9 protein-coding genes are annotated in these 11,645 nt (G+C 73.9%); 2 read left to right on the forward strand and 7 right to left on the reverse strand.

Features of this window, described 5'->3' with window-relative positions; all coding sequences use genetic code 11:
- Positions 1–59 precede the first annotated feature (59 nt).
- Positions 60–608 carry a hypothetical protein gene (locus tag ACFYR3_RS09925; protein ID WP_355843992.1) on the forward strand — a complete coding sequence of 183 codons (549 nt, stop codon included), beginning with the start codon at positions 60–62 and terminating at the stop codon, positions 606–608.
- A gap of 869 nt (positions 609–1,477) precedes the next feature.
- On the opposite strand, the gene tsaE is transcribed toward ACFYR3_RS09925, so the two are convergent.
- From tsaE to glmS, 7 genes are all read right to left on the reverse strand, one after another.
- On the reverse strand, positions 1,478–2,011 hold the full coding sequence (gene tsaE / locus ACFYR3_RS09930) for a tRNA (adenosine(37)-N6)-threonylcarbamoyltransferase complex ATPase subunit type 1 TsaE (RefSeq protein ID WP_356784155.1): 534 nt from the start codon (positions 2,009–2,011) through the stop codon (positions 1,478–1,480).
- Positions 1,977–3,212 carry an alpha/beta hydrolase gene (locus tag ACFYR3_RS09935; protein WP_355843986.1) on the reverse strand — a complete coding sequence of 412 codons (1,236 nt, stop codon included), beginning with the start codon at positions 3,210–3,212 and terminating at the stop codon, positions 1,977–1,979. Before ACFYR3_RS09935 ends, tsaE begins: the two co-directional genes overlap by 35 nt.
- A gap of 173 nt (positions 3,213–3,385) precedes the next feature.
- Positions 3,386–4,558, reverse strand: coding sequence for an alanine racemase (gene alr / locus ACFYR3_RS09940; protein ID WP_356784158.1), 1,173 nt, complete (start codon positions 4,556–4,558; stop codon positions 3,386–3,388).
- 114 nt (positions 4,559–4,672) lie between these two features.
- A complete protein-coding gene (locus tag ACFYR3_RS09945; RefSeq protein WP_355843980.1) occupies positions 4,673–5,566 on the reverse strand; it encodes a L,D-transpeptidase family protein in 894 nt (297 codons plus the stop codon).
- 442 nt (positions 5,567–6,008) lie between these two features.
- Positions 6,009–7,439, reverse strand: a complete 1,431-nt coding sequence (locus tag ACFYR3_RS09950; RefSeq protein WP_355843977.1) for an NAD(P)H-hydrate dehydratase — start codon at positions 7,437–7,439, stop codon at positions 6,009–6,011.
- Between the two features lie 641 nt (positions 7,440–8,080).
- The gene (locus ACFYR3_RS09955) at positions 8,081–8,452 is read right to left on the reverse strand and encodes a holo-ACP synthase (protein ID WP_355843975.1); all 372 of its coding nucleotides are present in this window, start codon (positions 8,450–8,452) and stop codon (positions 8,081–8,083) included.
- A gap of 52 nt (positions 8,453–8,504) precedes the next feature.
- Complete coding sequence (glmS, locus tag ACFYR3_RS09960) at positions 8,505–10,352, reverse strand: glutamine--fructose-6-phosphate transaminase (isomerizing) (protein WP_355843972.1); 1,848 nt, start codon at positions 10,350–10,352, stop codon at positions 8,505–8,507.
- 263 nt (positions 10,353–10,615) lie between these two features.
- Here glmS and coaA point away from each other — a divergent pair, with 263 nt between their 5' ends.
- On the forward strand, positions 10,616–11,605 hold the full coding sequence (gene coaA, locus ACFYR3_RS09965) for a type I pantothenate kinase (RefSeq protein ID WP_355843970.1): 990 nt from the start codon (positions 10,616–10,618) through the stop codon (positions 11,603–11,605).
- The last annotated feature ends 40 nt before the right edge of the window (positions 11,606–11,645 follow it).

An 11,645-nucleotide genomic window follows, 5' to 3' on the forward strand; every position in this document is an offset into this window, starting at 1 on the left:
TCCCTCGGCTGCTACCGTCACAGCAAGGATGTACGAAGGTCGAGAGGTGGGCACACAAGGTGGCTAGGAGCAGCTCGGGAATCGTGGCCGGGCTCACCGTGGCGGCGATCGCGGCAGTCGGCTTCCTCGCCTTCCAGGCATCCGCGAACGTTCCGGAGACCCTGGGCAAACCGAGCCCGAACGTGTCGGCCAAGTCCTCCGCCCACAAGGCACCCCAGAAGAAGGACCCGGCCGCTCTGCCGACCTCCGGCACCGGTGTGCGGGTCGTCTACTCGACCGGCGGCGACCGCGTCTGGCTGGTCGGCGCGGGCAACAAGGTGCGGCGCACCTTCAAGGTCACCCCGGGCACGGTCGACCCGGCCGCCGGCACCTACGCCGTCACGACACGGGCCGGCGCTGTCACCGGGTCCGACGGCACGCAGATCGAGCACGTCGTACGGTTCACGCTGGTCAACGGCATCGCGATCGGCTTCAGCGCCGCGGTGGACGGCTCCACGGACGCCCCGGACCCCGAGAAGAAGCTCGGCGGCATCCGTGCCTCGCGTGCCGACGGCGACGCGATGTGGGCGTTCGCGACCGTGGGCGCGAAGGTCGTCGTCGTCAGGTAACGGCGCCCTGCCGCGCCGACGTCCGGGCGGCCGCCGTACGGGACCACGGACCTCCCGGCGCCGCGTCGGCGTCAGGCGGCCTTGTGGGGTCGCTCGGCAGCGCTCGGTTCACTCTGGGGCGCGCGGGGCGGCCTGGACACCGCCTCCGCCGCGGCGCACGCCGCCAGCAGATCCCGCATCGACACCCCGACCATCGCGCGCGGCACGGCCGGCACGTCACGTTCTGAAGCCGGCACTGCAGCCGACTCTGATGCCGACATGGACGCCTCCTCGGGCTTCGGGGGCAAGCGCGGTTAGGTAGACCTAACTACGTACTGATGTCCATGTGACCACGGCCGGGACGCCGAACGCAATATTTTGCCGACGTCCTGTCGGAAACGTTGGCCGAATGTACGAGCGAAGACGCCCACGCCGCGAAGCCCCCGGCAAGCCCGCGGCCCCGTCGCGAACAGGCCGCGGCCCCGTCACGCACAGGCCGCAGGCTCGGCACGAACAGGGCCGCGGGGTCGGCGCGAACAGGCCGCAGGCTCGGCGCGGACACGGCCGCGGACTCGGCCCGCACAGGCCGCGGGCTCGGCGCGGACAGGCCGCAGGCTCGGCACGAACAGGGCCGCGGGGTCGGCGCGAACAGGCCGCAGGCTCGGCGCGGACAGGGCCGCGGACTCGGCCCGCACAGGCCGCGGGCTTGGCGCGGAGACGCCGCAGGCTCGGCACGAACAGGCCGCGGACTCGGCGCGGTCGGGTCGCGAGCTCGGCGCGGTCGGGTCGCGAGCTCGGCGCGGTCGGGTCGCGAAGATGTCGCCGCGGGGCGCGAACATGTCGCCGTCAGGCAGCGAACACCTCGCCCTCAGGCGGCGAGCATGTCGCCGTCAGGCAGCGAGGACGGTCAGGTCGGCGGCGGCCCAGCGCTGTCCGAGTCCCGTGACGGTCACGTGCCGCACCTCGTCGGTGGTGTCCCCGACGGCCCGGTGGATGACGACGTGCAGACGGTCGTCGGTCAGCTCCTCGACCTTGCCCTCGCCCCACTCCACAACGATCACGGAGTCGGAGAGCGAGACGTCGAGGTCGAGGTCCTCCATCTCGTCGAGCCCGCCGCCGAGGCGGTACGCGTCCACGTGCACGAGCGGCGGTCCGTCGCCGAGGGAGGGGTGCACGCGGGCGATGACGAAGGTCGGCGAGGTGACCGCGCCGCGGACACCGAGCCCCTCACCGAGTCCGCGGCTCAGCGTCGTCTTGCCGGCGCCCAGCTCGCCGTTCAGCATCACGAGGTCGCCCGCGCGCAGCAGCTTGGCCAGTCTGCGGCCCAACTCCTGCATCTGCTCGGGAGAGTTGACGGTGATCTGCACGCCGACGCCGTCCTGGGCGGGCTCAGCCGGGTTGTGCGCTGCTGCTGGTGCTTCCATAGCCGCCAACGGTAGCGCCTGCCGGCACGGCTCCCGCGCGCATGAGGAGGTCGGCGAGGCGGTCTATGACGACCTCGGGATGCTCCAGCATGACCAGGTGTCCCGCGTCCGGGACGAGCACCAGCTCCGCGTCCGGCAGCAGGTCGGCGATGGCCTCGCTGTGCTCGCTCGGCGTCACCAGGTCCTTTACCCCGGCGAGGACGAGGACGGGCATCTCGGTGAAACGGGCGAGCGCGGCGGTCTTGTCGTGCTCGGTGAACGCCGGGTAGAACTCGGCGACCACGTCGATCGGGGTGCTCTCGATCATCCGCTCGGCGAACCGCTCGATGGCCGGGTCGACGTCCCGGCTCGCGAACGAGTACCGCTTGATGACCCCGGCGAACAGGTCGGCCGTGGCCCGCCGTCCCCGCTCCACCAGGGCGGCCTGCTGCCCGAGCGCCTTCAGCACACCGGGGAGCACCCGCCGCACGGCGGCGACACCCGCGACGGGCAGCCCGAAGTTGACCTCGCCGAGCCGCCCCGACGACGTACCGACCAGGGCGACGGCGACGACCCGGTCGCGGATCAGCTCGGGGAAGTGATCGGCGAGCGCCATCACGGTCATACCGCCCATGGAGTGCCCGACGAGCACGATCGGGCCCTCGGGCACCGCCGCCTCTATGACGGCCAGCAGGTCGCGGCCGAGCTGGTCGATGGTGACCGGCGTCCGGTCCTCCATCTGGGCGACACCCCGCCCGGACCGCCCGTGACTGCGCTGGTCCCAGTGCACCGTGCGCACGACACCGCGCAGCGCGGCGCGTTGGAAGTGCCAGGAGTCCTGGTTGAGGCAGTAGCCGTGGCTGAAGACGACCGTGACTGGGGCGGGGGCCTTGCGGCCGAAGAGCCTGCGCCGGCGCGGGGCGAGCGAGGCCTCCGGCTCGGCCTCGTCGACCTCGTAGTACAGCTCGGTGCCGTCGTCGGCGTACGCCTTGCCGGGCGTGCCGCGCAGCGAGCCGTACGGGCCGGTCGAGTCGAGGGCGAGACGCGCCTTCTTGCGCATGCCGCGGCCGACCGTGAGCCGCTCGATCGCGACTCCGGCCGCGGCGCCCGCCGCGACCACGCCTATCGCGGCGCCGGCGACTCCGGCCCTGCGCCAGTTCCCGGCGGAGGCGGCGGCCGCCGAGGCCGCGCTCACGACGGCCTCCGCACTGCTCTCGCTCACGTCCCGCTCCTCTTCGCTCCGGCTGTCGGCTCTCGGCTGTTCAGTGTCTGCTGTGGTTTTGGCTGTGGTTTTGGCTGTGGCTGTGCGCGCGTCGGTGCGGCTCCCGGCCACCGTGTGCCGCCCGCCGCTCTGCGCTCGCCGGGCGCCCCGCGCGCCTGTTCGACTAAGGGGTGTTACCCGTCTTGTTCCTCTTTCACATTCACGTAGACGCGCGGAACGCGGGTTCCGATGCGCGTGACGATTTCGTACGCGATCGTGCCCGCCGCGCGCGCCCAGTCCTCGGCGGTGGGCTCGCCGCCGTCGCCGGGCCCGAACAGGACCGCCCGGGCGCCGGGCTCCGGCTCGTCACCGCCGAGGTCGACGACGAACTGGTCCATGGCGACCCGGCCCGCGACCGTACGCCACTTCCCGCCGATCAGGACAGGGCCGGTGCCGGAGGCGTGCCGCGGGATGCCGTCCGCATAGCCGACGGGGACGAGGCCGAGGGTGGTCTCGCCGGGGGTGACGTAGTGATGGCCATAACTCACGCCGTGGCCCGCCGGAGCGTGCTTCACCAGAGAGAGCGACGCGCTCAGCGTCATGACCGGCCGCAGTCCGAAGTCGGCCGGGGTGCCGAGCTCCGGGCTCGGCGAGATCCCGTAGACCGCGATCCCGGTCCGTACGAGGTCGAAGTGGCTCTCGGGGAGGGTCAGCGTCGCGGGCGAGTTGGCGATGTGCCGCACCTCGGGGCGCACCCCCTGCTCCTCGGCGTACGCCACCATCTCGCGGAAGAGCGCGAGCTGGGCCTGGATCGAGGGGTGCCCCGGCTCGTCGGCGCAGGCGAAGTGCGACCAGAGCCCGGTGACGGTGATCAGTCCGCGCGCCTCGGCGCCCAGGGCCTCGGCGACGAGCTCCGGCCAGTCTGCGGGCTGGCAGCCGCCGCGTCCGAGGCCGGTGTCGGCCTTGAGCTGCACCCGGGCGGGCGATCCGACGGCCTCGGCGGCCAGTGCGGCCTCCCGCAGCGCCCACATCCCGCTGACCGACACGTCGACGTCGGCCTCGATGGCCTCGGCCCACGGGCCGCCCGGGGTCCAGAGCCAGCACATGATGCGCCCCGGCAGGCCGGCCGCCCGCAGCGCGAGCGCCTCCTCCGGGGTGGCCGTGCCGAGCCAGGTGGCGCCCGCCTCGCGCGCCGCGCGGGCACACGGGACCGCCCCGTGGCCGTACGCGTCGGACTTGACCACGGCCATCACGGCCGCGGTCGGCGCGTGGGCACGCAGGGTCCGCACGTTGGCTCGCAGGGCGGCCAGATCGATCTCGGCGCGGGCGCGCAGGGGCGCTGTCCGCGGGTGTGCTGTCTCTGTCATCGCGCCCCAGTGTCTCAGAGGCGCAGGACAGCCCTCCGGCACCGGTCCCCGGGACGGGCCCGGGGACGGCTCCGGCCGCTGCGACGGCAACGGGACCTGTCCGCCGGACCGGTCCTAGCTGCCGGGCCTTCGGCCCCAGACGTAGACGCGGTCGCGGGTCCTGAGCACCTTCCAGAGCGCGCGGGCGTCGGCGAGCCGAAGATTGACGCAGCCCATCGAACCGCCGACCGTGCGGATGCTGCCGTAGACGGCGTGGAAGGCCTGCCCGCCGCTGAAGAACTGGGCGTACGGCATGGGGGTGTTGTACAGGGTCGACCAGTGGTACCGGTGCTTCCAGAAGATCCTGAACCAGCCGGTCCTGGTGCGGTGTCCGGCCCCGCCGCTGCGCATCGGCACCGGCCCGTACAGGATCCTGCCGCGCTGCTGCACCCAGGTGAGCCCGTGGGTGAGGTCCACGCAGGCGACCCGGTAGGAGCGGGCCGGGCAACCGCGGGTGACGTGCGGGGCGCTCCGGGCGGACAGCATCCGCATGCGGGCCCAGGTCACGGGTCCGGCGATTCCGGTGACCGGCCTGATGCCGTGCTTCTTCTGGAAGGCACGGATGGCCCGGCAGTCGGCCGCCGACTGCTTCCCGTCCACCCTCAGCTTCAGCCACCGCTCGGCCTGCCGCTGGTACGGGCCTCTGCGCCCGCGGCACGCCGCCGGACGGGCGTCGGCCTCCCCGAAGGGCACGAACGTGATCGGCGCGCCCGCGCCCTCGGGCGCGTTCCGCGCGTTCTCCCCGGCGGTGTCCACGTCGCTGTCCACGGCCGGTCGCGGCACCGGGCGGCCCGGGATCTCGCCCTGCCGGAACGGATGCGGTCCTCTCGCCGCACCGGGCAGCGACCGGCCGACGGGCCCGGCGGGCAGCGGCGGCGCGGACGCGGCCGCCGCCGTCCCCACGGGCACGGCCACCACCACCGCCAGCAGCACCGCGATCCCCCGGCACACCTTTCGTCTGCTCATCATGCGAACAGCCATACGCAATAACGCGCCGCCCCCAGGTGAGCCGCGCGGAAAGGGTCCCCCGATCTGGGCAACGCGTCCGCCGCCCGATCCCCGGCCCGTCCGACACCCGCGGACGGTCCCTCCCGGACCGAAGCCGGTGCGCCCGCGCGCGGCCTCCCCGGGCGCCGGTCCGGGGGCGCGGAGACCGCGTGAGCAGGACACCCCGGCGGGCGTGAAGACCGTGAACGGGGCGGCCCTACGGGCCCGGGGAGCCCGGCGTGACCGGGGAACCCGCGTGACCGGGGAACCCCGCGTGAGGCGGGGAATCCGCGTGAGCGGGAGCCCGCGTGAGCGGGAGCCCGCGTGAGCCGGAACCCGCGTGAGCCGGAACCCGCGTGAGGCGGAACCCGCGTGAGGCGGGGCGGCCCGGCCGACACGGACGGCGTGCGCGGGGCGGGGCTGGTCAGTCGAGGGTGTCGCGCCAGGCTTCCGGGATGGCGGCGGCCACGTCGTGGGCGCCGGCGGGCGCGCCGTCCGCGGCGAAGCGGCCGGCGAGTCCGTGCAGATACGCGGCGACACTTCCCGCGTCGAGCGCGGAGAGCCCCGCCGAGAGCAGCGACCCCGCCAGCCCCGACAGCACGTCGCCGCTCCCCGCGGTGGCCAGCCACGCCGTCCCCGTGGCGTTGACACGCACCGCCCCGCCCACGGGATCGGCGACCAGCGTCGTCGCCCCCTTGAGCAGCACGGTCGCCCCGTACAGCCCCGCGAGCTCCCGTACGGAAGCCAGCCGGGCCTCCTCCACCGCCTCCCGGGCGACCCCGAGCAGCGCGGCGGCCTCCCCGGCGTGCGGGGTCATCAGCGTCGGCGCGGTGCGAGCCCGCACGACCCCCCGCTCGGCGAGCCGCAGCCCGTCCGCGTCCACCAGCACCGGCACGTCCGCGTCCAGCACCTCCGCCACCGCCGAGGCGTCGTCGCCGGCCCCGGGGCCCACCACCCAGGCCTGTACCCGGCCCGCCTTCGACGGCCCCTTGTCGGACACCAGCGTCTCGGGAAAGCGCGCGATGACGGCGTCCGCGGCGGGCCCGACGTACCGAACGGCCCCGGCGCCGCCCCGCAGCGCCCCGGACACGGCGAGCACCGCGGCTCCCGGGTAGCGGGCGGACCCCGCGGCGATCCCGACGACCCCGCGCCGGTACTTGTCGCTCTCCGCGCCCGGCCGGGGCAGCCGGGCCGCGACGTCGGCGTGCTGGAGAGCCTCCAGATCGGCCGGGTCCGGCAGGTCGAGCCCGATGTCGACGAGGCGTACGGAACCGGCGTACCCGCGCGCCGGGTCGACGAGCAGCCCCGGCTTGTGGGTGCCGAAGGTGACGGTGAGGTCGGCGTGGACGGCCGCGCCGAGCACCTCTCCGGTGTCCGCCTCGACCCCGCTCGGGAGGTCGACGGCGACGACGGCGGCACGGGACGCGTGCGCGAGTTCGGCGAGCCGCGCGGCATCCGGCCGCAGGCCGCCCTTGCCGCCGATCCCGACGATGCCGTCCACGATGAGATCGGCCCGCCGCACGAGCGGTTCGGCGGCGCCGGGCACGGCCGAGGTGCCGTCGGCGCGCAGCAGCGCCGCCAGTCCCCCCGGGTGGGTCCGTTCGGGAGCGAGCAGCACCGCGGTGACGCCGGCGCCGCGCCGGGCGAGGCGCGCCCCCGCGTACAGGGCGTCGCCGCCGTTGTCCCCGCTGCCCACCAGCAGCACCACTCGGCGGCCGTACACCCGGCCCAGCAGATCCGCGCAGGCGGCGGCGAGCCCGGCGGCCGCCCGCTGCATCAACGCCCCCTCGGGGAGCCGTGCCATCAACTCCCGCTCGGCGGCCCTCACTGTCTCCACGCTGTACGCAGTACGCATGCAGCCGAGTCTCCCGCACCGACCCCCACCGTGCGCCCCGTCCAGAACACCTCCCGGCGCGCGGTGCCACCCCTGTCCGGAGCGGAACGCGGCGCGGCGGAGCGCTGCACGACAGGGCGCTGCACGGCAGGACACGGCGCGGCAGGACACGGCGCGGCAGAGCGTGGCGCAGCGGGACACGGCACGGCGGGACCGGACGGAACACAGCGCAGAACGGAGCCGGCCGGGACGCGGCACAGGGCAGAGCCGGGCGGGGCGCGGCACGGACCTGGCACGGGCGCGGCACGGCGCGGACCTGGCCGGGCGCAGCGCGGCGCGGACCTGGCCGGGCGCAGCGCGGCGCGGACCTGGCCGGGCGCAGCACGGCGCGGACTTGCCCGGGCGGGACGCGGCGCGGAACCGGGCCGGGCGCGGCGCGGACCTGGCCAGGCGCAGCACGGCGCGGACCTGGCCGGGCGGGACGCGGCGCGGACCTGGCCGGGCGCGGCGCGGACCTGGCCAGGCGCAGCACGGCGCGGACCTGGCCGGGCGGGACGCGGCGCGGACCTGGCCGGGCGCGGTGCGGCGCAGAACCGGGCCGGGCGCGGTGCGGACTTGGCCGGGCGGGCCCTCCTGGACCGGCGGCCCCGGGGCCGCCCCGGCTACCCCTCCGCCACCACCACCGCCGAGGCCACCCCCGCGTCGTGACTGAGCGACACATGCCAGGAACGAACGCCCAGTTCGGCCGCTCGGGCCGCCACCGTGCCCTTCACGCGCAGCCGCGGCTGGCCGCTGTCCTCCACATAGACCTCGGCGTCCGTCCAGTGCAGTCCCGCCGGGGCGCCCAGCGCCTTGGCGAGCGCCTCCTTCGCGGCGAACCGGGCCGCGAGCGAGGCGATGCCCCGCCGGCCACCGCTGGGCAGCAGCAACTCGCGCTCCACGAAAAGGCGTTCGGCCAGCCCGGGCGTCCGCTCCAGCGAAGCCCGGAACCGGTCGATCTCGGCCACGTCGATACCGACCCCGATGATGCTCATGTCCGCACCCTAGAGGGCGGGACCGCGGCCCGGCCTCATGCTGCGGCGCCGCTCACTCCACCGTCACCGACTTCGCCAGGTTGCGCGGCTGGTCCACCTCGTTGCCGCGGGCCGTCGCCAGTTCGCAGGCGAACACCTGGAGGGGGACCGTCGACACCAGCGGCTGGAGGAGGGTGGGTGTGGCCGGGATACGGATGAGGTGGTCGGCGTACGGGACGACCGCCTCGTCACCCTCCTCCGCGATGACGATCGTGCGGGCGCCCCGGGCCCGGATCTCCTGGATGTTGGAGACGATCTTGTCGTGCAGGACCGAGCGCCCGCGCGGCGAGGGGGCCACGACGACGACCGGCAGGTCCTCCTCGATCAGCGCGATCGGGCCGTGCTTCAGCTCGCCCGCCGCGAAGCCCTCGGCGTGCATGTACGCCAACTCCTTGAGCTTCAGGGCGCCTTCGAGCGCGACCGGATAGCCCACGTGCCGCCCGAGGAACAGCACGGTGTCCTTGTGGGCGAGGGAGCGCGCGAGTTCCCGTACGGGCTCCATGGTCTCCAGGACCCGCTCGACCTCGCGGGAGATGCGGGACAGCTCCCGGATCACGGCCTGGATCTCGTCGCCCCACTTGGTGCCGCGCACCTGGCCCAGGTACAGCGCCACCAGGTAGCAGGCCACGAGCTGGGTCAGGAACGCCTTGGTGGAGGCGACGGCGACCTCGGGGCCCGCGTGCGTGTACAGCACCGCGTCGGACTCGCGCGGGATCGTCGAGCCGTTCGTGTTGCAGATCGCCAGCACCCGGGCGCCCTGCTCGCGGGCGTGCCGCAGCGCCATCAGCGTGTCCATGGTCTCGCCGGACTGCGAGATCGCGATGACGAGCGTACGGCGGTCCAGGATCGGGTCCCGGTAGCGGAACTCGCTGGCCAGCTCCACCTCGCAGGGGATGCGCGTCCAGTGCTCGATGGCGTACTTGGCGATCAGCCCGGCGTGGAAGGCGGTCCCGCAGGCGACGATGACGACCTTGTCGACCTCGCGCAGCACCTGGACCGGGATGCGCACCTCGTCGAGCGTCAGCGAACCGGCCGCGTCGATCCGGCCCAGCAGGGTGTCGGCGACCGCCTTGGGCTGCTCGGCGATCTCCTTGAGCATGAAGTAGTCGTAGCCGCCCTTCTCCGCCGCCGACGCGTCCCAGTCGACGTGGTACGAGCGGACCTCGGCGGGCCTGCCGTCGAACCCGGTGACGGTCACACCGTCGCGGCGCAGCTCGACCACCTGGTCCTGCCCCAGTTCGATCGCGGAGCGGGTGTGGGAGATGAACGCGGCGACGTCCGAGGCGAGGAAGGCCTCGCCCTCGCCGACACCGACGACCAGCGGCGAGTTCCGGCGCGCGCCCACGACCACGTCCGGATCGTCGGCGTCCACCGCGACCAGCGTGAACGCCCCCTCCAGACGTCGGCACACCAGCCGCATCGCCTCCGCCAGGTCCGCGCACGCGGAGAACTCCTCGGCGAGCAGATGGGCGACCACCTCGGTGTCCGTCTCGGAGGCCAGGTCGTGGCCCCGTTCGGCCAGTTCGGCGCGGAGCAGGGCGAAGTTCTCGATGATGCCGTTGTGGACGACGGCGACCCGGCCCGCGTTGTCGAGGTGCGGATGGGCATTGGCGTCCGTGGGTCCCCCGTGGGTGGCCCAGCGGGTGTGCCCGATCCCCGTCGTTCCGGCCGGCAGCGGCCGACTGCCCAGTTCCTTCTCCAGGTTGACCAGTTTCCCGGCCCTCTTCGCGACGGCGAGCCCCCCGTCCGCCAGCACGGCGACACCCGCCGAGTCGTATCCCCGGTACTCGAGTCGCTTCAGTCCGGCCATCACCACGTCGAGCGCCGACTGCGACCCCACATAACCCACGATTCCGCACATGGCGGCAGCGTACGGTTCATCGCCCTTCCGAATCGGGCCGACCGTGCCCGATATCGGAAATTTCCAGCAGCCACGAGGGCGAAGGATTCAACGACCGGACCGACTGGCGCCGAGGCGCGGGGCGGGGCGGGGCGGACTCCGCCCGCCCCACGCGGCACGTCGGGGGTCCGGCACCCGCGTGACCCACCCCCGCACGTCGGGGCGCGGGCCCCACGTGACGCACCCCACCTCCCACCCCGTTCAAACTCCGTTAACAATGGACTGTGATCTCTCCGGTCTCCCCGTTGCCGCGGAGCGCCCACCGGTCAAAGCCGGAGGCGACTCCCTACGTCGATCTCACCCGTGCCGAGTGGAGCGCGCTGCGTGAAAAGACGCCGCTCACGCTGAACGCCGAGGAGCTCGAGAAACTGCGCGGCCTGGGCGATGTCATCGACCTCGACGAGGTGCGGGACATCTATCTGCCGCTGTCCAGACTGCTGAACCTGTACGTCGGCGCCACGGACGGACTCAGAGGCGCGCTCAACACCTTCCTCGGGGAGAAGGGCTCGCAGTCCGGCACCCCCTTCGTCATAGGCGTCGCCGGTTCCGTGGCCGTCGGCAAGTCCACCGTCGCCCGACTGCTCCAGGCCCTCCTCTCCCGCTGGCCCGAGCACCCCCGCGTCGAGCTGGTCACCACGGACGGCTTCCTGCTCCCCACCAAGGAACTGGAAGCGCGCGGGATGATGTCCCGCAAGGGCTTCCCCGAGTCGTACGACCGCCGGGCCCTGACCCGGTTCGTCGCCGACATCAAGGCGGGCAAGGACGAGGTGACCGCGCCCGTCTACTCGCACCTGATCTACGACATCGTGCCCGGCGAACGGCTCACCGTCCGCCGCCCCGACATCCTCATCGTCGAGGGCCTGAACGTGCTGCAGCCGGCGCTGCCCGGCAAGGACGGCCGCACCCGCGTCGGCCTCGCGGACTACTTCGACTTCAGCGTGTACGTCGACGCCCGCCCCGAGGACATCGAGCGCTGGTACCTGAACCGCTTCAGCAAGCTGCGCGCGACGGCCTTCCAGAAGTCCGACTCGTACTTCCGCAGGTACACCCAGGTCTCGGAGGAGGAGGCCCTCGACTACGCCCGTACGACCTGGCGCACCATCAACAAGCCGAACCTGCTGGAGAACGTGGCCCCCACCCGCGGCCGGGCGACCCTCGTCGTGCGCAAGGGCCCGGACCACAAGGTGCAGCGCCTCAGCCTGCGCAAGCTGTAGTCCCCCGACGGCCGGTCCCGTGCGACCGTCCTGAGCGTCG

Origin of the sequence: Streptomyces sp. NPDC005784, assembly GCF_042871525.1 — a bacterium.
Lineage (GTDB): Bacteria > Actinomycetota > Actinomycetes > Streptomycetales > Streptomycetaceae > Streptomyces.

What these genes read in the sequence shown, in the direction of transcription:
- ACFYR3_RS09955 (WP_355843975.1), bottom strand. Translation starts at nt 8,452, where the DNA reads ATGAGCATCATCGGGGTCGGTATCGACGTGGCCGAGATCGACCGGTTC.
- ACFYR3_RS09950 (WP_355843977.1), bottom strand. Translation starts at nt 7,439, where the DNA reads ATGCGTACTGCGTACAGCGTGGAGACAGTGAGGGCCGCCGAGCGGGAG.
- ACFYR3_RS09945 (WP_355843980.1), bottom strand. Translation starts at nt 5,566, where the DNA reads ATGATGAGCAGACGAAAGGTGTGCCGGGGGATCGCGGTGCTGCTGGCG.
- alr (WP_356784158.1), bottom strand. Translation starts at nt 4,558, where the DNA reads ATGACAGAGACAGCACACCCGCGGACAGCGCCCCTGCGCGCCCGCGCC.
- tsaE (WP_356784155.1), bottom strand. Translation starts at nt 2,011, where the DNA reads ATGGAAGCACCAGCAGCAGCGCACAACCCGGCTGAGCCCGCCCAGGAC.
- glmS (WP_355843972.1), bottom strand. Translation starts at nt 10,352, where the DNA reads ATGTGCGGAATCGTGGGTTATGTGGGGTCGCAGTCGGCGCTCGACGTG.